21 protein-coding genes are annotated in these 20,416 nt (G+C 69.4%); 9 read left to right on the forward strand and 12 right to left on the reverse strand.

The genetic code is table 11. The annotated features are described in order from the left end of the window. A partial coding sequence (locus tag NL1_RS25280) for a biotin/lipoyl-containing protein (protein WP_305781670.1) occupies window positions 1-276 on the reverse strand: 276 nt, incomplete at its 3' end. Between the two features lie 260 nt (window positions 277-536). Between NL1_RS25280 and NL1_RS25285 the strand changes: the two genes are divergently transcribed. Then, entirely contained in the window at window positions 537-899 is a 363-nt protein-coding gene (locus NL1_RS25285; protein WP_067844254.1) for an oxidoreductase, read from the forward strand. Window positions 900-966: 67 nt separating this feature from the next. On the opposite strand, the gene NL1_RS25290 is transcribed toward NL1_RS25285, so the two are convergent. Beyond that, window positions 967-2,478 (reverse strand): leucyl aminopeptidase, encoded by a 1,512-nt coding sequence (locus NL1_RS25290; RefSeq protein ID WP_067844257.1) that lies wholly within the window; start codon window positions 2,476-2,478, stop codon window positions 967-969. Window positions 2,479-2,487: 9 nt separating this feature from the next. Beyond that, window positions 2,488-3,297: a TetR/AcrR family transcriptional regulator gene (locus NL1_RS25295; protein WP_067844260.1), complete on the reverse strand. Its 810-nt coding sequence runs from the start codon at window positions 3,295-3,297 to the stop codon at window positions 2,488-2,490. Window positions 3,298-3,385: 88 nt separating this feature from the next. Here NL1_RS25295 and NL1_RS25300 point away from each other — a divergent pair, with 88 nt between their 5' ends. From NL1_RS25300 to NL1_RS25310, 3 genes are all read left to right on the forward strand, one after another. Next, the gene (locus NL1_RS25300; RefSeq protein ID WP_067844264.1) at window positions 3,386-3,997 is read left to right on the forward strand and encodes a GNAT family N-acetyltransferase; all 612 of its coding nucleotides are present in this window, start codon (window positions 3,386-3,388) and stop codon (window positions 3,995-3,997) included. Window positions 3,998-4,064: 67 nt separating this feature from the next. Next, the gene (gcvT, locus tag NL1_RS25305) at window positions 4,065-5,165 is read left to right on the forward strand and encodes a glycine cleavage system aminomethyltransferase GcvT (protein WP_067844266.1); all 1,101 of its coding nucleotides are present in this window, start codon (window positions 4,065-4,067) and stop codon (window positions 5,163-5,165) included. Window positions 5,166-5,309: 144 nt separating this feature from the next. After that, window positions 5,310-6,410, forward strand: a complete 1,101-nt coding sequence (locus NL1_RS25310; protein WP_067844269.1) for a branched-chain amino acid aminotransferase — start codon at window positions 5,310-5,312, stop codon at window positions 6,408-6,410. A 219-nt stretch (window positions 6,411-6,629) separates the two neighbouring features. Here NL1_RS25310 and NL1_RS25315 read toward each other — a convergent pair whose 3' ends face one another. The 5 genes from NL1_RS25315 to NL1_RS25340 form a co-directional block, all read right to left on the reverse strand. Then, a complete protein-coding gene (locus NL1_RS25315; RefSeq protein ID WP_067844272.1) occupies window positions 6,630-7,343 on the reverse strand; it encodes an MBL fold metallo-hydrolase in 714 nt (237 codons plus the stop codon). Window positions 7,344-7,752: 409 nt separating this feature from the next. Beyond that, window positions 7,753-8,511 (reverse strand): adenosylcobinamide-GDP ribazoletransferase, encoded by a 759-nt coding sequence (locus NL1_RS25325; RefSeq protein ID WP_067844278.1) that lies wholly within the window; start codon window positions 8,509-8,511, stop codon window positions 7,753-7,755. Then, window positions 8,508-9,584 carry a nicotinate-nucleotide--dimethylbenzimidazole phosphoribosyltransferase gene (cobT, locus tag NL1_RS25330; protein WP_067844281.1) on the reverse strand — a complete coding sequence of 359 codons (1,077 nt, stop codon included), beginning with the start codon at window positions 9,582-9,584 and terminating at the stop codon, window positions 8,508-8,510. The genes NL1_RS25325 and cobT overlap by 4 nt, the downstream gene beginning before the upstream one ends. A 220-nt stretch (window positions 9,585-9,804) precedes the next feature. Further along, window positions 9,805-10,356, reverse strand: a complete 552-nt coding sequence (gene cobU, locus NL1_RS25335; RefSeq protein ID WP_067844284.1) for a bifunctional adenosylcobinamide kinase/adenosylcobinamide-phosphate guanylyltransferase — start codon at window positions 10,354-10,356, stop codon at window positions 9,805-9,807. 67 nt (window positions 10,357-10,423) lie between these two features. After that, window positions 10,424-11,398: a helix-turn-helix domain-containing protein gene (locus tag NL1_RS25340; protein ID WP_067844287.1), complete on the reverse strand. Its 975-nt coding sequence runs from the start codon at window positions 11,396-11,398 to the stop codon at window positions 10,424-10,426. 86 nt (window positions 11,399-11,484) lie between these two features. On the opposite strand from NL1_RS25340, the gene NL1_RS37845 reads away from it, so the two are divergent. Beyond that, window positions 11,485-11,640 carry a hypothetical protein gene (locus NL1_RS37845; RefSeq protein ID WP_156095035.1) on the forward strand — a complete coding sequence of 52 codons (156 nt, stop codon included), beginning with the start codon at window positions 11,485-11,487 and terminating at the stop codon, window positions 11,638-11,640. A gap of 55 nt (window positions 11,641-11,695) precedes the next feature. Here NL1_RS37845 and NL1_RS25345 read toward each other — a convergent pair whose 3' ends face one another. Next, entirely contained in the window at window positions 11,696-12,367 is a 672-nt protein-coding gene (locus tag NL1_RS25345; RefSeq protein WP_067844290.1) for a DUF3043 domain-containing protein, read from the reverse strand. 189 nt (window positions 12,368-12,556) lie between these two features. Between NL1_RS25345 and NL1_RS25350 the strand changes: the two genes are divergently transcribed. Then, a complete protein-coding gene (locus NL1_RS25350; protein WP_067785873.1) occupies window positions 12,557-12,907 on the forward strand; it encodes a HesB/IscA family protein in 351 nt (116 codons plus the stop codon). Window positions 12,908-13,035: 128 nt separating this feature from the next. Then, window positions 13,036-14,004, forward strand: coding sequence for a carbohydrate kinase family protein (locus tag NL1_RS25355; RefSeq protein WP_067844293.1), 969 nt, complete (start codon window positions 13,036-13,038; stop codon window positions 14,002-14,004). Window positions 14,005-14,166: 162 nt separating this feature from the next. Here the strand turns inward: NL1_RS25355 and asnB are convergent, their stop codons facing one another. Beyond that, window positions 14,167-16,143 carry an asparagine synthase (glutamine-hydrolyzing) gene (gene asnB / locus NL1_RS25360; protein WP_067844296.1) on the reverse strand — a complete coding sequence of 659 codons (1,977 nt, stop codon included), beginning with the start codon at window positions 16,141-16,143 and terminating at the stop codon, window positions 14,167-14,169. A gap of 436 nt (window positions 16,144-16,579) precedes the next feature. Here asnB and ctaC point away from each other — a divergent pair, with 436 nt between their 5' ends. Together ctaC and NL1_RS25370 are read left to right on the forward strand one after the other, a co-directional pair. Next, entirely contained in the window at window positions 16,580-17,632 is a 1,053-nt protein-coding gene (gene ctaC, locus NL1_RS25365) for an aa3-type cytochrome oxidase subunit II (protein WP_067844376.1), read from the forward strand. Window positions 17,633-17,645: 13 nt separating this feature from the next. Beyond that, a complete protein-coding gene (locus NL1_RS25370; RefSeq protein WP_067844299.1) occupies window positions 17,646-18,062 on the forward strand; it encodes a cytochrome c oxidase subunit 4 in 417 nt (138 codons plus the stop codon). 60 nt (window positions 18,063-18,122) lie between these two features. Here the strand turns inward: NL1_RS25370 and NL1_RS25375 are convergent, their stop codons facing one another. Next, window positions 18,123-18,953, reverse strand: a complete 831-nt coding sequence (locus NL1_RS25375) for an SDR family NAD(P)-dependent oxidoreductase (protein WP_084510936.1) — start codon at window positions 18,951-18,953, stop codon at window positions 18,123-18,125. Between the two features lie 123 nt (window positions 18,954-19,076). Beyond that, window positions 19,077-20,354 (reverse strand): FAD-binding oxidoreductase, encoded by a 1,278-nt coding sequence (locus NL1_RS25380; RefSeq protein ID WP_067844302.1) that lies wholly within the window; start codon window positions 20,352-20,354, stop codon window positions 19,077-19,079. Between the last annotated feature and the right edge of the window lie 62 nt (window positions 20,355-20,416).

Raw genomic sequence — 20,416 nt, forward strand, 5'->3', positions numbered from 1 at the left:
CTCCGGTGCGGGCGCGGGTGCGGCGGCAGGCGCCTCACCGGCGTCGCTGATCACGCCGAGCTCGCCGCCGACCTCGACCACATCGTCTTCCTGGGCGACGATCTTCGACAGCACACCCGCCGCCGGGGACGGGATCTCGGTGTCGACCTTGTCGGTGGAGACTTCGAGCAGCGGCTCGTCGACCTCGACCGTGTCTCCTTCCTGCTTCAGCCACCTGGTCACCGTTCCCTCGGTGACGCTCTCACCAAGAGCCGGCATCTGGACGGAGAAGGCCATGTCCGTTGACTCCTCTGACTGCTCGACGGGTTCTACAACAGTTGATCTCTGGCGGGTCGCTCGCCGCTGGTCGCGGTGAAAACCCGGAAGCCACCATCATTCTGAGTGGCACCGGAGATCGGTGCGGTTCTTGTACCGCGGTCCATCCTTGCACTCGTCCGCGTGGCGCGTAGCACAGGGCATGTGTCTACCGAGAAGCTGGCAATATGGGGAGGACCGGGTGTGAGCATTTATCCGGTGTAAGAAGGAGGTCGGCGTCCATGGGTTTGCTCGATCGTTTCCGTGGCGCTCGGAACCGCCGCGGACCCGCCGCACGTGCGTCGACCTCGGCCAACGAGGACGCCCGCTACCTCGCCGACTGGGTGCGCACCCACATCGGCGTCGAGGGGTACCTGGAGCCGAAGACCACTATGACGGATGTCACTGTCGTCCTGGTCGCCGCTGACGGAGAGTGGACGCGGCGGATCGTCGGCGAGCGCGGGGCTCAGCGGCTGGCGAGGGATCTGAGCATTCCGGTGTACGAGGTCCGCAAGACGGGGTATCCGCAGCGGATGCGGGATTACGACGCCCGGAAGCGGATCGAGCGCCAGCGGACGTTCGAGGCAGAGTTGCGGGATCTGTAGGGTTCCCACCCGTCCCTGTACCGCAGCCGGTGCGCCGCCCACAACCCCGGACGGCGCACCCGCGAACTCACTCCGCCGCGATGTCCTCGATCACCGCGATCAGCGTCCGAACCGGAACCCCGGTCCCGCCCTTCCCGATGTACCCGAACGGCCCGCCCGTGTTGTACGCCGGACCCGCGACGTCCAGGTGCGCCCATTCCACGCCCTCCGGCACGAACTCCTTGAGGAACAGTGCCGCGGAGAGCATTCCGCCCCAGCGGTGCTGGGCGACGTTGGCGAGGTCGGCGATCTTGGAGTTCAGGTCGGCGCGGAGTTCGGTGGGAAGGGGCATGGCCCAGCCGTTTTCACCGACTTCGCGGGAGAGGCGGGCGACGCGGTCGCGGAAGTCGTCGGTGCCCATCACGCCGGGGGTGCGGGTGCCGAGGGCGACCATCTGGGCGCCGGTGAGGGTGGCGACGTCGATCAGGTAGTCGGGGGAGTCCTCGGCGGCGCGGACGATGGCGTCGGCGAGGATCAGGCGGCCCTCGGCGTCGGTGTTGAGCACCTCGACCGTGGTGCCGCCGTACTGGGTGAGCACGTCGCCGGGGCGCTGCGCGGTGGCCGACGGCATGTTCTCCGCCATCGGGACGGTCGCCGTCACGGTGACGGGAAGGCCCAGCCGTGCGGCGAGCAGGGTGGTGGCGATGACCGCGGCGGCGCCCGCCATGTCCGAGGTCATGTTCTCCATGTTCTGCGCCGGCTTGATGGAGATGCCGCCGGTGTCGAAGGTGATGCCCTTGCCGACCAGCGCGATCTTCTTCGCGCCTCCGGAGTAGCTGAGCCGCACCAGCCGCGGCGGGCGCGAGGAGCCCTTGCCGACGCCGAGCACGCCGCCGTAACCGCCCGCATCCAAAGCCTTCTCGTCGAGCACCTCGACCTCGAGGCCCGCGGCCTCGGCCAGCACCTCGGCGCGGGCGGCGAACTCGGCGGGGAACAGGTGGCTGGGCGGGGTGTTCACGAAATCGCGCGCGGTGGCGACGGCCTCGGCCACCAGCTGCGCGCGGAACAGCGCCTCTTCGCCGAAATCGGCCTCAGGAACCAGGAACTCGATCCGGGCTACCGGTCGCTCGTCCGGCTTGGGTGCGGACTTCTCGGAACGGAACGGCGTGAACGAGTAGGCGCCGAGGTAGAAGCCTTCCACCGCCGCGCCCAGATCCAGACCCGACAGCGTCGTCACGACCAGCTCGGTGCCGTTGAGCGCGCGGCCCGCCACGCCGGCCGAGCGGCGGATCTGCTCCGCGTCCACTTTGTCGGCCGCGCCGAGGCCGACGGCGAGCACACTGGTGACGTTGTCCAGCCCGGCGGGCGCGGGCACCCGGGTCAGCTCCTCGGCTTTGCCCTTGGCGCCGACCGCGCCCAGCTGGTCCAGCAGCTCCGCGCGGACGTCGGCGGTGAGCACATCGCCGAACAGGTCGTCGGGCGCGATCGACGGACCGTTTTCCGAGGACGTCAATCCGATCACCAGCACATCGGTGTCCGGTCCGATGGTTTCGGTGCGCGCCAGTTCCGGTCCGAGTGAGCGATCTGCAACAGCGGTCATTGGCACAGGCTATTCGGTCTGCTCAGGGAGCCGCATGGCGACGCCGTCCAGCAGCAAGCCGACGCCCTCGCGCACCAGCTCGTCGAAGTCCAGCTCCGGGCCGGGCGGGCTCGCGCCGAAGAGTTTCCGCAGGACCGGCCTGGCGAGGATCAGGTCGATCAGGTCGGCGCGCGCTGCCTCGGTATCGGCGGGCGGTTGCGCACCCGTCAACCGTCCGCCGCGATCGGAACACCACAGCAGCGCAAGCCCCTGGATCAGGCCGGAGTAGGCGAGGTAGACGGCGAGCGCGTCGTCGCGGGACAGGCCGATACCGTCCAGCGCGGCGAAAGAGCGTTCCAGGATGTCGAGCAGAGCGGGGCCGACCGGCGGTGTGCTGCGCGCCAGTACCGGAAGCATCCAGGGGTGGCGCTGATAGAGCTGCCATTCCTGTTCGGCCTCGTGGGTGAGCGCGGCGCGCCAGTCGGCGGCAGCGGCAGGCGGCGGGCTCTCGGCGAGGACGAGTTCGGCCATCGCGCCCAGCAGCGCCTCGCGGTCGGGGAAGTGCCGGTAGAGGGCGGCGGTCGCGACGCCGAGCTCGCTGGCCAGGCGGCGCATGGTGAGCCCGTCGATGCCCTCGCGGTCGGTCAACTCCACAGCGGTGCGGGCGATTCCGACCGCGGTGAGCCGGGTCGGACGCGGACGGGCGGTGGGAACGCTCCGGTCGCGGCGGGCCCGGTAGGCGCGGGCCTGGCAGGAGCGCGAGCAGTAGCGGCGCCGTCGGCCGCGACTCGGGTGGATGAGCGCGTCTCCGCAGGTGGCGCAAGCCGGGGATTTCGACACACCAACAAGTGTGACGAAATGGTGGCCGGGCCGTGCCGTGCTCCCTAGCTTGGTGAACGACGACATCGTTCACTTCGGGAGGTCAACCATGCAGGTCACAGTGCGGCGGGCGGGAATTCAGGAGTTCGACGCCGTCGCGGCGGCGTTCGCGGAAGGGTCCGCCGACGAGGCCGTGACGGCTTGGGTGATCGCCGATCACCCCGAGGTCGCGGAGGCCTTCCGCGCCGAGCACGCGCCGCGCCTCGTCGAACGCGCGATCAACGACGACGAAGTGTGGCTGGCGGGCGCCGACGACGAGATCTGGGCGGTCTCGCTCTGGCAGACCGTGACCTCGGCCGATCGAGTCATCGCCGAGGCGGCCGAGATGCGCGCCATGGCCGAGGCGGTACCGGGTGTACGCCCGCTGGCCAGGCTGGTCGCCGTCACGTCACTGCTCGCCGAACACCATCCGCGCGAGTTCCCGCACCGGTATCTGCAGGCGATCGTCACCGTGCCCGAGCACCGCGGCAAGGGCGCGGGCGGCGCCATCCTCGCCGACCGTCTGAAGGCGTTCTCCGACACGTCCGAGACCGCGTTTCTGGAGGCGAGCACCGAACGCTCCTCGCGCCTCTACGCCCGCAACGGTTTCGTCCGCACCGGCGTCACGCATACGTTGCCCGATGACGGACCCACCCTGATCCCGATGTGGTTCCGAGGCTGACGCGACGTAGGTCCCCGGCTGACCCGCGTCGGCCTGTTCCGCCCGGTCCAGCGGTTAAGCTCGCCGGGTGACCGAAACGAACCTGCTGCAAGGCCCGATCCACGATGTCCACGTCGAGCTGGGCGCGACGTTCGCGCCGTTCGGCGGGTGGGAGATGCCGGTCTCGTACGCGGGAACGGTGGGGGAGCATCAGGCGGTGCGGACGGCCGTCGGTCTGTTCGACGTGAGTCATCTCGGCAAAGCGACGGTCGCGGGGCCGGGCGCGGCGGCGTTCGTGAATTCGGCGCTCACCAACGATCTGGGCCGGATCCGTCCGGGCAAGGCGCAGTACACGCTGTGCTGCACGCCCGAGGGCGGCGTGATCGACGACCTGATCGCCTATTACGTCAGTGACGACGAGATCTTCCTCGTCCCGAACGCGGCCAACACCCCGGCGGTGGTCGCGGCTCTGCGCGCCGCGGCACCCGAAGGGATCACGGTCACCGACGAGCACCGGGACTACGCGGTGTTCGCGGTGCAGGGCCCGCGCTCGACCGAGGTGCTCGCCGCGCTCGGCCTGCCCACCGACATGGAGTACATGGCCTACGCCGACGCCGAATGGGAGGGGCGTCCGGTCCGCGTCTGCCGCACCGGCTACACCGGCGAGCACGGCTACGAGCTGCTGCCCCGCTGGGCCGACGCCGGGGCGGTGTTCCGCGCGCTCGCCGAGCAGGTGAAGGCCGCCGACGGTCAGCCCGCCGGTCTCGGCGCCCGCGACACCCTGCGCACCGAAATGGGTTATCCGCTGCACGGACACGAACTGTCGCTGGAGATTTCGCCGGTGCAGGCACGGGCCGGTTGGGCGGTCGGCTGGAAGAAGCCGGAGTTCTGGGGCAAAGCCGCACTGGAACAGGAGAAGTCGGCGGGACCGCGGCGAACCCTGTGGGGACTGAAGGCGCTCGACCGCGGCGTGTTGCGCCAGGGCCAGTCGGTGCTGCGCGACGGCGAACCCATCGGCGAGACCACATCGGGCACCTTCTCGCCGACGCTCAAGGTCGGCATCGCGCTCGCACTGCTGGACACCGAGGCCGACCTCCAGCCGGGCAACGAGGTCGAGGTGGACGTGCGCGGCCGCCGTCTGCGCTGCGAGGTCGTCAAGCCGCCGTTCGTGCAGGCACGCACCGCCTGAGCCGCTGGGCCTCCGCGTATTCGGCCATGCACAGGCGGCGTGCCGTTGCGACCGTGCGACGGTCGTGTCACGGAGGATGGCGACGGCCGAGCCGTTTCCCGACAGGTGGACGGAAGAAAAACCCGCACGGATAGGATCACCAGCATGACCGTTGCCGCACAGTTCGCCCATGTTCCGCATCCTGCGCCCGCGCCGGCACAGCGGGTACAGGAGATTCTGGCGGCGCCGGGGTTCGGTCGTTTCTTCACCGATCACATGGTGTCGATCGACTACACCGCGGGCGAGGGCTGGAGCAACGCGCGGGTCGAGCCGTACGGGCCGCTGCCGCTGGACCCGGCCACCATGGTCTTCCACTACGGCCAGGCCATCTTCGAGGGTCTCAAGGCGTACCGGCAGAGCGACGGCAGCGTCTCCTGTTTCCGTATCGACGCGAACGCGACCCGCTTCCGCAAGTCCGCGCGCCGCATGGCGATGGCCGAGCTTCCGGAGGAATTGTTCATCGAGTCGGTGCGCCAGCTGCTCGCCGTCGACGAGCGCTGGGTGCCCGCCGCGGGCGGCGAGGAATCGCTCTACCTGCGGCCCTTCATGTTCGCCACCGAAGCGGGCCTGGGCGTGAAGCCCGCCGCCTCCTACAAGTACCTGCTGCTGGGTTCGCCCGCGGGCGCGTACTTCCCGCGCGGGGTGAAGCCGGTGCGGGTGTGGCTGTCCACCGAGTACGTGCGCGCCGCACCCGGCGGCACCGGCGAGGCGAAGGTGGCGGGCAACTACGCCGCCTCGCTGCTCGCCCAGGCGCAGGCCTCCGAAAAGGGCTGCGACCAGGTGGTGTGGCTGGACGCCTGCGAGCGCCGCTACGTCGAGGAGATGGGTACCAACAACCTGTTCTTCGTCTTCGGCTCCGGTTCCGAAGCGCGGCTGGTGACCCCCGAACTGTCGGGCTCGCTGCTGCCCGGCATCACCCGCGATTCGCTGCTCACCCTTGCCGCCGACGCGGGCTACGTCGTGGAGGAGCGCAAGGTTTCGGTGGAGGAGTGGCGCGAGGGAGCCGAATCCGGTGAGATCACCGAGGTTTTCGCCTGCGGCACCGCCGCCGTGATCACCCCCGTCGGCTGGGTGCGCTCCGCCGAGGGCGAATTCACCATCGGCGGCGGCGAACCCGGCGCAGTCACGATGGCATTGCGCGACACGCTGACCGGAATCCAGCGCGGCACCTTCGAAGACAAGCACGGGTGGATGCGCGGTATGTGAGGAAGGCCCGCCCGGGGGAGTGGGCGGGTCGGAGGCTCGGCTGAGGGGCAGCCGGGCCAGGGGGGCTCGTTGGTCGATCGGTCGCAGCCGGAATCGCGTTGGCAACACCGGGTGTTTCGGCCTGCGGGAGTGAAACCTCGGTGCCGGACACCACGCTTCGCGCCACGATGGTCGTACCGGCAGCGCGGGTGCCCGGGATACCCGATGGATCGCGGGCACTCAGCCCGGCATCAGCATCTGCCACTGCTCGAGGGTCTGCGGCCGCATGACGTAGTTGTTGTCGCGGATGGACGAGAGCGCCGCGCTGGGTTCGTGCGAGTACCAGTGGCCCGGGTAGACGACCGGGTCGCCCTGGAGCTCGGCGAGACGACGCAGGCTGCGGAACATTTCGTCGGAGTCGCCGCCGGGGAAGTCGGTGCGGCCGCAGCCGTCGACGAAGAGGGTGTCGCCCGCGATGAGGCGATTGTCGAACAGGAAGCACTGGCTGCCCGGGGTGTGCCCCGGGGTGTGTAATAGCTCGATCTCGAAGGCGCCGACCTCGACCTTGTCGCCGTGCTCGTGGCCGGTGAGTTCGCTGGGCGCGATGCCGGTGACGTTGGCGACCCAGGCCAGTTCCTGATTGTTCACGTGCACGGGGACGCTGGTCTTCTCCAGCAGTTCGCGCACGCCGCGCAGGGTGAAGCCGAGCATGGTGCCGCCGACGTGGTCGGGGTGATGGTGGGTGGCGAGGACGCCGGTGAGGCGTAGTCCGTCGGACTCGGCGATGGCCACCAGATCGCCCGCGGCGTAGGCCGGATCGACCACAACGCATTCGCCCGTCTCCCGATCACCGATCAAGTAGGCGAAATTTCGCATCTGCGTCGCGATCGGATCACCGACGGCGTAGTCCCGCCCGGACAGCAGTTGCCGAAAATAGAGGCGCTCGGAAGACATACCGCCCACATTAGATCCTGACCCAGACGGTTTGCTCGCCAGTGCGCGAAAGATTCCGTTGGGTCGGATCGCAGTGCGCGCAAACCGGTGGCGAGTGGGTACTGTTGCCGCCTTCGCGGGCGTGTCGAGTGTTGCGATCGTCACATTTCGGGCGGGGTGAGTCGATCGGTGGATCGATTTCGCCTGTACGCCAATGGTTTTCCCGTCTTGCGAACGTGGTGCACGAATGGGGGGCGCGCATCGCCGCGTGCCGGAGGTCCGGCGTTGTCGCGCGAAATCGGTGGTCGGCGAACTGCACCGCAACACGAGTGCGCCGATTCGCGGTGCGCGCTGGAGAGACGAAGTTCATACACTGTCGAACTCGATATTCATCGGAAGTGATACCGACGGTTACGTGAATTTCTCCGAATTACCCGGCGAGTGAGAGTCCGGCCGCGGCGACGGTGACCGAAATCTCGATCCCGGCGCCGAGCACGTCGCCCGACAGACCGCCGAACCTGCGCACCATGTGCCGGATCGCCAATGTCGCGATGCCCACCGATACCGCGACCGCGACCGGCCCGAGCCAAGGGTGCTCCGGCACCGCGAGGACGGCGCAGCCCAGCGCGACGACCACCCATCCCGCACCGATCAACGGCGACTGGGTGTCCGACACGAGCGCGCCGAAAGCGGTACCCGGCGCGGCGGGCACCCCGCGACGACAGGCCAGGACGACGACCACCCGCCCGGTCGCGACGGCCAGCGCCACCGCGAACCACCGTCCCGCGTCGGCCAGCGCGGCGAAGGCGAACGACTGCACCCCGATGGCGAAGATCAGCGCCGCCGCCCCGAACGGCCCGACCCCGCCGCTCTTCATGATCTGCCGCGCGCGCTCCGGCGGCCCGTAGCTGCCGAGTCCGTCCATCGCGTCGGACAGACCGTCCAGGTGCATGCCGCGGGTGAGCAGTGCCAGCGCCGCCACGGTCACCAGTCCGGCCAGCGGTGCGCTCGCGCCCGCGCCGGTCAGCGCCCACAACAACGCGGCAGCACCGGCGCCGAGCAGCACGCCGACGACGGGCGCCAGCGCGATCGCGCGGCTCGCAGCGGCCCGATCGACCTCCTCCGGGCCGCGCACCGGAAGAACGGTCAACCAGGAGACGGCCAGGCGAATCCCGGCGGCACGGGTCATTTGGTCAGATTCGGCGGGGCGGTCTCGGCGTCGGCGGTGCTGACGCCCGCCTCGCCGAACGTGGCCATGTCGGTGAGCGCGGCGACGGCGGCGCGCAGGATGGGCAGGGCGGTGAGCGCGCCGGACCCTTCGCCGAGCCGCATGCTCAGGTCCACCAGTGGTTCCATGCGTAGCTGCCGCAGCGCGAGCTGGTGCGCGGGTTCGGTGGAGCGGTGTCCCGCCAGCCACCAGGCGCTTGCGCCCGCGGCCAGATCCTCGGCGACCAGCGCGGCCGCGGTGACCACGACGCCGTCCAGGATCACCGGCGTGCGGCGCGTCGCGGCCTGCGCGAGAAACCCCGCCATCGCGGCGAGGTCGGCGCCCGCGGCGACGCGCAGCAGATCCACCGGATCCTTCACGACCGGCCGGGCGCGGCGCATGGCATCGCGAATCGCGGCGACCTTGCGGCACCAGCCCGCGTCGTCCACGCCGGTGCCGCGGCCGACCGCGGCGATCGGCTCGGTGTCGGTGAGCGTGGCGATGAGCACGGTCGCCGGCGTGGTGTTGCCGATGCCCATATCGCCCGCGACGAGCAGGTCGGCGCCGCCGTCGATCTCCTCGTCGGCGATGGCGCGGCCCGCGGCGAGGGCGGCCTGTACCTCCGCCTCGCTGAGCGCGTCCTCGCGGTCGATGGAACCGCTCGAGCGGCGCACCTTGTGCTTGCCGACGACCGGATCGGTCTCGGTGTCCACCGAGATGTCGGCGACCCGCACGGTCGCGCCCGCGATCGCGGCCAGCGCGTTCACCGCCGCACCGCCGCCGAGGAAGTTGGCGACCATCTGCGCGGTCACCTCGCTCGGATACGCCGACACACCGTGGCGTGCGACGCCGTGATCACCGGCGAAGACGACGACCCTGGCGCGCTCGAACTGCTTCGGCGGGCACACGCCCTGGCAGGCCGCCACCCAATTGCCCAGCGTCTCCAGCCTGCCCAGCGCCCCAGCGGGTTTGGTCAGCTGCGCCTGCCGCTGCTCGGCGGCCGTGCGACTCTGCGCGTCGGGGGGCGCAACCGGTCCGAATCCGTGTGTCACCATCGAGCCTCTCCGGTCGGGCGGCGTCTGCCGCACGTGCTTCCGACGCCCAATCTTGCCGGGAACGCGCCGCATGTACCGCACCCACCCGGCTGTCGCGGTTCGTTTTCGACCCGCGCCGCCGCCATTTCTCTCTCGAGCGGAGTCATATGGATTCGGCGGGAGTCGAACGGCGGTTCGACACGCGCGGCCGAGCCCCCCTTTCTCTCGGGAACTTTCGGGTCTACTTCAGGCGGAGGGGAAGTCCGGCGACGATCAGGAACGCTTCGTCGCAGGCCGCGGCGAGGCGCTGGTTGAGCAGGCCGATCTCGTCGCGGAACAGGCGGCCGGAGCGGGTCGCCGGGATGACGCCCATGCCGACCTCCGGGCTCACGATGATCAGGCGGTCTCGGTAGGCGGCGACGGCGGACACGAGGGCGTCGGCGTCGGGGGTGACGGTGCCGCGCGGGGAGTCCCACGCGTCGAGCGCGTCGATGCGGGCGGTCAGCCAGGTGCCGATGTCATCGACCAATGTCGCGACTCCGGGGGCGGGATCGGCGAGAACCGCTGCGGCGTCTGCGCTTTCGACCACGGCCCAGTCGCCGGGACGACGCTCGCGATGGCGGGCGATGCGTTCGGCGAAGTCGTGGTCGTCGGGGGCGGGCATCGAGGTCGCCACGTAACGAACGGCTCCCGTCGCCGCGGCGAGTTTCTCCGCGAACGCCGACTTCCCCGAGCGAGCCCCGCCGAGCACAAGCGTCCGTAGCGGACGCGCGGTTCCGGAATCCTGCGACACGCCAGCACGCTACCAACCAACCCCGCCACCTCAGCTCTGGCCTGAAGCCTGAAGCCTGGTGGGGACCTCAGCCCACCGCCGACGTGGCGCCGAAGCGACGGCGATATTCGGTCGGCGAGATCCCGACGAGGCGCTGGAAGTGGTGGCGGAGCAGGGCTCCCGAGCCGAAGCCCGCGCGGGCGGCGATCTGCTCGAGACCCTGTTCGGTGTCTTCGAGCAGGTGCTTGGTGTAGAGGACGCGCTGGTTGGTCAGCCATTTCACCGGGGTCGTCCCGGTCTCGGCGGCGAAGCGGCGGGCGAAGGTGCGCGTCGACATCATCGAGCGCGCGGCCAGTTCGTCGACGGTGTGCGGCAGGTCCAGGTTCTCGCTCATCCACTGCAGGGTGGGGGCGAGGCTGTCGGAGGTGCAGGCAGGGACCGGGCGTTCGATGAACTGGCGTTGCCCGCCGTCGCGCTGCGGCGGCACGACCATGCGGCGGGCGATGCCGTTGGCGGCGGCGCTGCCGATCTCCCTGCGCACCAGGTGCAGGCAGGCGTCGATGCCCGCGGCGGTGCCCGCGCTGGTGATGAGGTTGCCCTCGTCGACGAACAGCACGTCGGGGTCGACGGTGGCAGACGGGTAGCGCTCGGCGAGCTGATCGACGTAGCGCCAGTGCGTGGTGCATTTGCGTCCGTCGAGCAGGCCCGCCGCGCCCGCGACGAATGCGCCGGAGCAGACGGTCAGCACGATCGCGCCTGCGTCGGCCGCGCTGCGCACGGCGTCGACGATCCGCGGGTCCAGCCCCTCCGCCAATGCGGTGGCCGGGGCGGCGGGGATCGCCACCAGGTCGGCCTTGGGGAGTTCCTCCAGTCCGAACTCGGGAGTGATCGTCACGCCGGGCGTGGTGGAACGCAGCGCCCGGCCGGGTTCCGCCCCGCAGACCTTGAAATCGAAGCCGGGCAGTCCGTCGGCGGTGCGGTCGAGCCCGAAGACCTCGCAGACCACGCCGAACTCGAACATGGCGAGCTTCTCGAACAGCACGACGGCGACCTTCGACAGCATGCTCCGAGGGTACCTGGCCGGATCTTTGCGGACAATGGCTTTGCTGCCACTTTCGGCGGAAAATCAATCAGCGCAAAATTTCTGCCATGCTGACTTTCTTCCTCATCGCGACAGTCATCGTGGCCGTGTCCGTCCTCTTCGCTCGCGGACGCGGACTCGCCGGATCCACCCACGTGGTCGACCGGGACGCACAGCGTCTGCGGGCCGAGTTGAATGCCATGCGCGTCTCGCACCACCGCTGAAACGCGGAACGGCCGTCCGTGGCATTCGCCACGAACGGCCGTAGGCCGGGAGAACTCAGACCGCGTCGCCGGGGCCGACCCGCGGCTTCGGCGCCCGCATCTTGCGGATCTGCGAGGCGCGCACGAAGGCGTACCAACCGAGCCGGAACCCGGTGTCGGGGGTGTCGGGGAACCGCTCGCGAACCCGGTTGCTCACCATCCGGCCGAGGACAACGCCCTCGATTCCCATGAACAGCATCATCACGAGCATGGCCAATGTCACGATCGTCTGCAGGCCGGGCGCGGCGAACATCGACAGGATCAGCACCAGGGCCATCGGCATGAACAGGCCGACCAGGTTGCGCCGGGCGTCGACCAGATCGCGCACGTAGGCGCGGACCGGGCCCTGATCGCGCGGCAGCAGGTACTTGTCCTCACCGGCCAGCATGCGGGCCCGGCGATCCTGGGCCGCGAGCCTGCGCTCGGCGCTGGCGGTCTTGCGCTCTTCCTTGGTGCCGCGGACAGCCTTGCGGCGGGCCCGTGCCTCCTTGGCGGTCAGCGGCGCCGGTGCGACCGGTCCGCGCCGCTTTCCTTCCGCCTCACGACGTTTCGGGGTGGGACGGCCTTTGCCCGGGGTGACCGGGGCGGTCGTCTTGGTGCTGAGGGCGGTCGAGCCGCCGTCCGCGTCCGCCGTGGTGTCGGCGGTCGCGTCGGTGGTGCTGGACTCGCCGCGACGGAACAATTTCACAGCAACCAGGCTATTCGATGCGGCAGCCAGCAGGAAATGCGGTCGTGGGACAGGCCACGCAACACCGAGGTTGTGGCAACGCGCGAGTGGCCGAGTGGCAAGATGGGGAATAGCAGCCCGCTGAGTGGTGTTGACTCCACGAGCCGTGCGCTGTTCACGGGTTGACCACAGCTGTCCTTAGGAGAGTTCATGACTGTGCCGAACGAGACGACCACCCACGGTGTGACTCTGACCGATGCCGCCGCCTCGAAGGCCAAGGCGCTGCTGGATCAGGAGGGCCGCGACGACCTGGCGCTGCGCATCGCGGTGCAGCCCGGTGGTTGTGCGGGCCTGCGCTACCAGCTCTTCTTCGACGACCGCTCGCTCGACGGCGACCTGACCGTCGACTTCGGCGGCGTCACCCTGGCCGTCGACCGGATGAGCGCCCCCTACGTCCAGGGCGCCTCGATCGACTTCGTCGACACCATCGAGAAGCAGGGCTTCACCATCGACAACCCGAACGCCACGGGCTCCTGCGCCTGCGGCGACTCCTTCAACTGACCCGCGAAAGAGGCCGGTGCGTCTAGCGCTAGTGCCTCTGGAGCGCACCGCGGATCGGCTACGGTGGGAGCGGAGATCTCGATCTCTGCTCCCACCGCCTGTCGCCTACCGTTGAAGGGCTCACCTTCGTGTCTATCGCCGTGTCCGCGTCCATTGCGACCGACCACCTCATGCGTTTCCCCGGACGGTTCGCCGATGTGCTGCTGGCCGATCAACTCGACCATGTTTCGCTGAGTTTCCTCGTCGATGACCTCCAGATCCGCCGCGGCGGCGTGGCGGGCAACATCACCTACGCCATGGGCGTGCTGAACCGCGAGCCGCTGCTGGTCGGCGCGGTCGGCGCCGATTTCGCCGAGTACCGCGCCTGGCTGGAGCGGCACGGCGTCGACTGCTCCACGGTCCACATCTCCGATCGCGCGCACACCGCCCGCTTCGTCTGCACCACCGACGACGACATGGCCCAGCTCGCGTCCTTCTACCCCGGCGCGATGAGCGAGGCCCGCGACATCTCCATCGCCGAACTCGCCGAGACCAGGAAACTGGATCTGGTGCTCGTCGGCGCCAACGACCCCGAGGCGATGCTGCGTCACACCGAGGAATGCCGCGAACTCGGCATCCCGTTCGCGGCCGACCCCTCCCAGCAGCTCGCCCGCCTCGACGGCGACCAGGCGGTGCGCCTGATCGACGGCGCCGCATACCTTTTCACCAACAAGTACGAGTGGGCGCTGCTGCTGCAGAAGACCGGCCTGAGCGAAGACGAGATCGCCAAGCGGGTCGGAATTCGCATCACCACCCTCAGCGCCGACGGCGTGCAGATCGTCGACAAGGACGGCACCGAAATCCACGTCGGTGTGGTCCCCGAGCGCACCAAGGTCGAGCCGACCGGCGTCGGTGACGCCTTCCGCGCGGGCTTCCTGACCGGCCACACCGCCGGACTGAGCCTGGAACGCTCCGCCCAGCTGGGATCGCTGGTCGCGGTGCTGGTGCTGGAGACCATGGGCACCCAGGAGTGGACGCTCAACAAGGACGAGGCGCTCGAGCGTCTCACCCTGGCCTACGGCGCGGCGGCCGCGGCCGACATCAAGCCGCTGCTCTGAGCCTGTCTCGGGCGAAGCGCTGATCGGAGCCCTCGGTCACTCGGCCGGGGGCTCCACCGCGTCGCGGGGGTCATTTCGCGGCGGAACCGCGATAGGCCCGCGCATGCCGTGCGCTCGCCCGTCAGGCCGCCCCGGCCGATCCGCCGGGGCGTCCTCGGGTCTTTACAACGAGACCGGGTAGACCGGCTCCTGGATCTCGGGCTTGATCCGGTCCTCCACGAAGATGCCATGCCAGACCATGAACACCAGCAGCGTCCACAGCCGCCTGCTGTGGTCGGAACGACCGGCGCGGTGGTCGTCGAGCATCGTCTTGATCGCGGCCTTGTCCAGCAGGTGGTCGGTCTGCGAGTCGGCGATCTGCGCCTGCGCCCAGTCGAAGAGCTCGGTGCCGCGCAGCCAGTGCCGCAGCGGGACCGGGAAGCCCAGCTTGGCGCGGTGCAGCACGTGCGGGGGCACGATGCCCTCCAGCGCTTGGCGCAGCGCGTACTTGGTGGTCTCCTTGGTGATCTTCTGCTCGAAGGGCAGCTGCTCGGCGACCTTCAGCACCTCGGCGTCCAGGAACGGCACCCGCAGCTCGAGCGAGTTGGCCATGGTCATCTTGTCGGCCTTGACCAGGATGTCGCCGCGCAGCCAGGTGAACAGGTCCAGGTGCTGCATGCGCGCCACCGGGTCCCAGCCGCGGGACTGGGCGTAGAGCGGGGCGGTGACGTCCTGGTGGGTCCACTCCGGACGGAATTCGCGCAGCACGGCGCGCAGCTGAGCGTCGTTGAAGCTGCGGGCGTTGCCGTAGTAGCGCTCCTCCAGCGTGAGCGAGCCGCGGTGCAGCAGGCTCTTGCCGCGGGTGCCGTCCGGAATGCGGTCGGAGAGCTTGCCCGCCAGCCTGCGCACGCCCTTCGGCAGGTATTCGAAAGGCTTCAGCGACAACGGTTCCCGGTAGATGGTGTAGCCGCCGAACAGCTCGTCGGCGCCCTCGCCGGAGAGCACCACCTTGACGTGCTTGCGCGCCTCCTTGGCCACGAAGTACAGCGGGACCAGCGCCGGGTCGGCCACCGGGTCGTCCAGGTACCAGACGATCTCCGGGATGGCGGCGGCGAATTCGGCGGGTGAGACCACCTTCACGATGTGGCGGGCGCCGATCGCCTCGGCGCTCTCGGCGGCCACGTCCACCTCGGAGTAGCCCTCGCGTTCGAAACCGGTGGTGAAGGTGATGAGCTTGGGGTTGTGCCGCATGGCCAGCGCCGCGACCGCGGTGGAGTCGATGCCGCCCGAGAGGAACGACCCGACGGTCACGTCGGCACGCATGTGCTTGGCGACCGAGTCCTCCAGCGCGGCGGCGATCTCGCGGTAGCGTGCGGATTCCGAACCCGGCGTGAACGGGCGCACCTTGAAGCCCGGCCGGAAGTAGCGGGTGAACTTCGGCTCCGCGCCGGGGCGGACCGTGGCGTAGGTACCGGACTCCAGCCGCCTGATGCCCTTGTGCAGCGTCTCGGGCTCCGGCACGTACTGCAGCACCGTGTAGTGCTCCAGCGCGCGCGGGTCCAGCTCGTCGGACAACCCCAGCGCGGGCAGCAGGTCGAGCAGGCTCTTCTTCTCGCTGCCGAAGGCCGTGCCGCCGGGGCCGGTGGCCAGGAACAGCGGCTTGATGCCGAACGGGTCGCGGGCCAGGAACAGCTCGCTGGTCTCGGTGTCCCAGATCGCGAAGGCGAACATGCCGCGCAGCCGCCGCACCGCCTCGGCGCCCCAGTAGTGGAAGGCCGCCACGATGGCCTCGCTGTCGCCCTCGGTGGCGAACATCTTCCCGTCCGGGAACTCGGCGCCGTGCGCGGCCGCCAGCTCCTCGCGCAGCTCGATGTAGTTGTAGATCTCGCCGTTGAAGGTCAGCGCGTAGCGCTCCGGGTTCTCGGCGGGACCCCAGCGCAGCGGCTGGTGCGAGTGCTCGATATCGATGATCGACAGACGGTTGAAGCCCAGGACCAGGTGGACGGGAGCGGAGTCCGCCGAGCGACCATCGGTTCCGTCGTGCCAGGTGCCGCGCTCGTCGGGGCCGCGGTGGCGCATGCAGTGCAGCGCGTTGTAGACCTGGTCGACCACGTCGGATGTCGCCGCGTCAGATGTCAGGAATCCGAGCAGTCCGCACACGGTGTCGGCAACCTCGTTTCTCCGATGGGGACGCCACCTGCGCGGGCGTCCGAATGGCTGGGGGTGCTGCGGCGCGCGCCACGCACACCGCGGGCCGAAATGTTGTGTCCGAGTATGCCGCACGCGGGGGATCCGCGCGCCGCGCACGTCCTGTCCTGCGCGGATACGCTGGTGACCGCCCTCGGCCCCGCATCGGTGGAGTGTCGAATCCGACCCGACGACAATGAGGACGCCGGTTTGGTCTACGCTGCGTAGTACTCAGGCCATTCTCAGGCGACGCGTGCGCGGAGTCGGATGCCCGCCGGGACGGCCTGACATGTGCTTGAAAGTGTCGTCAGGGCGGATCGCGGCCCGGCGGCGCACTGTCGGAATGTGTGGCGACCAGGAAGGCGTGAGCGTGGCGCACAAGGCGAGCGAAGAGATCGGGGCACGACCCGTGAAGGGACGGCAGGGCCGCGTCCTTCGGCGGGCCGGGCTGGCGGTGTCCTTGGGGATCACCGCGATGCTCGTCTCGGGCTGCTCGATCGACAATGTTTGGCTGCGGTTCGGCTGGCCCTCGGGTATCACGCCGCAGGCCACCCGGATGCGGGAGCTGTGGACCTGGTCGGTCGTGGCCGCGCTGGTGATGGGTGTGCTGGTCTGGGGTCTGACCTTCTGGACCGTCGCGTTCCACCGCAAGAAGAAGGACTCCCCGGAGTTCCCGCGGCAGACCGGTTACAACGTGCCGTTGGAACTGACCTACACGGCGATCCCGTTCGTCATCATCGCGGTGCTGTTCTACTTCACCGTCGTGGTGCAGAACTACGTCCACGAGAAGGTGGACAACCCGGACGTCACGGTCGACGTGACCGCCTTCCAGTGGAACTGGAAGTTCGGCTACCGCGAGGTCGACTTCAAGGGCGGCTACCAGTTCAACGGCATCGACTCCGTCCGCGAGGACGCCGCGCAGGCGCAGCTGGAGGAGTACGAGGAGCGGACCGTGGACGGTCACCCGCGGCCGGGCCCGGTGCACGGCAAGCCGGAGAACGACATCCTGTCCTACCTGCACTACGACACCGTCGAGACCTTCGGCTCCAGCAGCGAGATCCCGGTCCTGGTGCTGCCGACCGGCAAGATCATCGAGTTCCAGCTCGCCGCCGCCGACGTGATCCACGCCTTCTGGGTGCCGGAGTTCCTGTTCAAGCGCGACGTGATGCCGAACCCGAAGGAAAACCACTCGGACAACGTCTTCCAGATCACCAAGATCGAGAAGGAAGGCGCGTTCGTCGGCCGCTGCGCCGAGATGTGCGGCACCTTCCACTCGATGATGAACTTCGAGGTCCGTGCCGTCTCGCCGGAGAAGTTCACCCGGTACATGGACGAGCGTCGCGCGGGCAAGACCAACGCCCAGGCACTCGAGGCCATCGGTGAGTCCCCTGTCGCCACCTCCACCCGGCCGTTCAACACCGACCGCTCGGTCAAGAGCGCGGCCGCGCCCGAGACCAAGTGAGGACTGATCTGACATGAAGATCGAAGCGCGCATTTTCGAACTGCTCACGGTGTTCTTCGTCATCGTGGGCGTCGTGTACGGCTTCTTCACCGCCCAGTCGCGCACCGGCGTCGAGTGGGCGGGAACCACCGCGATCGTGCTGACCGCGGGCCTGTCGCTGATCATCGGCACCTACTTCCGGTTCGTCGCCCGTCGTCTGGACCTGCGTCCGGAGGACTTCGAGGACGCCGAGATCGTGGACGGCGCAGGCGACCTCGGCTTCTTCTCGCCGGGCAGCTTCTGGCCCATCTCCCTGGCGGCCGCCGGTTCGGTCACCGCACTGGGCCTGGCCTTCTTCGAGCCCTGGCTGATCGGCGTCGGCGTGCTGTGCGTGCTCGCCGCGGCGGCGGGCCTGGTGTTCGAGTACCACCTCGGCCCCGAGAAGCACTGAGACGACACACGAAGCGCCTCACCGATGAACCGGTGGGGCGCTTCGTCGTTTCCGGGGGCGTCAGAATCCGAATGCGTGGCGCAGGCGTGTGGTGGAGCGGGGTGCGACGCCTGCCAGTCCGCGCAGTGTGCGGGCCAAGCGCGGGTGTTCGTCGTCGCGGTCGGTGAGGGCGGTCTCGACGGCGCGGGCCACCTCGGCAGGGTCTCGGTCGTACTCGTCGGCGAAGCCGGGGTCGTCGGTGTGCAGCGCCGGATAGTCGATCGCGGTGAGGTGGATGCCGTTCGGCCCGAGTTCGGCCTCGGCGCACTCGGCGAAGGTGGTCCACGCGGCCTGAGAACTCGCGTAGGAGGCGAAATTGGCCGCCGCCGAGGGGTTGCGGTGGGTGGGGCCGACATTCACGACGTGGCCGGAGCCGGAGCGGATCATCGCGGGGAGCAGCCCGAGGGTCAGGCGCAGCGGCCCGAAGTAGTTCGCGGCCATCATGCGCTGATAGTCGCGGAAACGGTCCAGCGATTGCGCGACGGGACGGTGCACCGGGCGGCCCGCGTTGTTGATCAGGACGTCGACCGAGCCGAATTCTTCGAGCACCCAGGCGACCAGCTGGTCGACATCGCCGAGCGCGGAGGTGTCGCAGCGAAACCAGTGCGCACGGCCGCCCGCGTAGGTGATCTCCTCGCAGGTCGTGATGAGCTGATCACCGCGCCGGGCGACCAGGAGCAGCTGGGCGCCGTGCTCGGCGAGCCGGACGGCGGTCGCGCGGCCGATGTCGGAGCATGCGTCGGTGACGAGAATTCGCTGATCAGCGAGGGATTCGGCGGCAGACTGGTCGGCGCGCGGCACACGGAGCTTGCGTTCGACGAAACGGGCCGGGGCAGGGCGGAATTCGAGCATCGATACAACCTCGCATCGGATGACATGCTGAACGAACCCATCGACACCCCGCCGACAGTGCCGAGTCGGCCGCGGTCGCCGAGCGGTGGTTACCACTCAGCGACTTGTGCGGCGCGACACAGTTTAATCGGCAGACTCGTAGCGCATGGCGTGTTCCGACGCGCAGATCTCATCGATTCCCGAGACGATGTCGCGCAGCAGCTCCGAGGGCAGCGCGGATGGACGCAACCGGCAGGTGAAGGTGATCAGGCCGTGGTCCTCGGCGGGCAGGTTGCGGGCGGCGGCCTCGGCGCGCAGGTAGGTCGAGCGCACGCCGTAGGTCATCGCGGAGATGACGGTGAAGCAGCCGGTGCGTTCGCGGTGGCCGGAGAACAGGTCGTGCAGCCGGTAGAACACCGAGGCGTAAGTCGACAGCGGCGCGAAAATGCCCACGCGGTAGGCGGGTCCGCGCTCCGAGGAGCTGATCACCGTGTCGGCGAGGTACTCCGCGTCGCGCAGTGTGAGCACCTTGGGGGCGAACATCAGCGCGCCCGCCGCGGCGTTGCGCACCGGCATGCCCGCCTTGCCGCCCGCGTGCGAGGCGATGGCGCCCAACGACTTCCGGGTGCGGGTGCCGACCTCGCGGCGGGCACGCAGCGAACGGGTCGGCGTGGTGGGGTAGAGGCTGGACCACTGACCGAAGCGCACGGTGCCGAGCTGCACGTGCCCGGTGCCGACCGGCCGCGCCACCTTCAGCGGTGCGGTGTCGACCCAGCGGCCGACCTGCAATGCCGCATTGCCGGGGCGCAGGATCTCGGCGTGCGCGTGCTCGACGAAGGAGTCGAAGTCGAGGAACCGGTCGGCATCGGTGGTGAGCCAGGTGTGGTCCTTGTCGATGTCGACGGCGTCCAGGGTGAGCGCGGTGATGATGCCCGCGCGCCCGCCCGCGCCGAGGATGCGGTGGAACCGCTCGGTGTGGTGGTTGCGGCCGCAGGTGCCGATGCGCCCGTCCGGGTCCACGTACTCCAGATCCACGATCTGGTCGGTGAACAGCCCGTACCGGTGCGAGGCGCTGCTGACGCCGCCGACCGAGGCGAAGCCGCCCGCGGTGATGTCGCGGTGGTCGCCGACGATGGGCAGGCCGAGCCCGTGCGCGCCGAGGCGGCGGTCGATGTCGGAGAGCTTGGCGCCCGCCTGCACGCGGACGGTGCGGCGACCGAGGTTGATGTCGAGCACCGAATTCATCCGGCGCAGCGAGACAACGGCCCGCTGATCGGGCAGAGCCAGGCTGTCCTCGAGCGGCTCGCCGCCGCGGACCGTGAGCCGCTCGGCGCGACCGCGTGAATCCCGCACGGTGCGAACGACATCCGCGGTGTCACGGGGTAGATATTCTTCGGCGGAGACAGTCTGCGGCGTGCTCATGGCACGACAGCTAACCACAGTCTGGCCCTCGGTGTGCACCCGAAGTCGGAGGCTCTTTTCCC

The organism is Nocardia lijiangensis NBRC 108240, assembly GCF_001613045.1.
Taxonomy (GTDB): domain Bacteria; phylum Actinomycetota; class Actinomycetes; order Mycobacteriales; family Mycobacteriaceae; genus Nocardia; species Nocardia lijiangensis.

What these genes read in the sequence shown, in the direction of transcription:
- NL1_RS25285 (WP_067844254.1), top strand. Translation starts at nt 537, where the DNA reads ATGGGTTTGCTCGATCGTTTCCGTGGCGCTCGGAACCGCCGCGGACCC.
- NL1_RS25290 (WP_067844257.1), bottom strand. Translation starts at nt 2,478, where the DNA reads ATGACCGCTGTTGCAGATCGCTCACTCGGACCGGAACTGGCGCGCACC.
- NL1_RS25300 (WP_067844264.1), top strand. Translation starts at nt 3,386, where the DNA reads ATGCAGGTCACAGTGCGGCGGGCGGGAATTCAGGAGTTCGACGCCGTC.
- NL1_RS25310 (WP_067844269.1), top strand. Translation starts at nt 5,310, where the DNA reads ATGACCGTTGCCGCACAGTTCGCCCATGTTCCGCATCCTGCGCCCGCG.
- NL1_RS25315 (WP_067844272.1), bottom strand. Translation starts at nt 7,343, where the DNA reads ATGTCTTCCGAGCGCCTCTATTTTCGGCAACTGCTGTCCGGGCGGGAC.
- NL1_RS25325 (WP_067844278.1), bottom strand. Translation starts at nt 8,511, where the DNA reads ATGACCCGTGCCGCCGGGATTCGCCTGGCCGTCTCCTGGTTGACCGTT.
- cobT (WP_067844281.1), bottom strand. Translation starts at nt 9,584, where the DNA reads ATGGTGACACACGGATTCGGACCGGTTGCGCCCCCCGACGCGCAGAGT.
- NL1_RS25340 (WP_067844287.1), bottom strand. Translation starts at nt 11,398, where the DNA reads ATGCTGTCGAAGGTCGCCGTCGTGCTGTTCGAGAAGCTCGCCATGTTC.
- NL1_RS37845 (WP_156095035.1), top strand. Translation starts at nt 11,485, where the DNA reads ATGCTGACTTTCTTCCTCATCGCGACAGTCATCGTGGCCGTGTCCGTC.
- NL1_RS25350 (WP_067785873.1), top strand. Translation starts at nt 12,557, where the DNA reads ATGACTGTGCCGAACGAGACGACCACCCACGGTGTGACTCTGACCGAT.
- NL1_RS25370 (WP_067844299.1), top strand. Translation starts at nt 17,646, where the DNA reads ATGAAGATCGAAGCGCGCATTTTCGAACTGCTCACGGTGTTCTTCGTC.
- NL1_RS25375 (WP_084510936.1), bottom strand. Translation starts at nt 18,953, where the DNA reads ATGCTCGAATTCCGCCCTGCCCCGGCCCGTTTCGTCGAACGCAAGCTC.
- NL1_RS25380 (WP_067844302.1), bottom strand. Translation starts at nt 20,354, where the DNA reads ATGAGCACGCCGCAGACTGTCTCCGCCGAAGAATATCTACCCCGTGAC.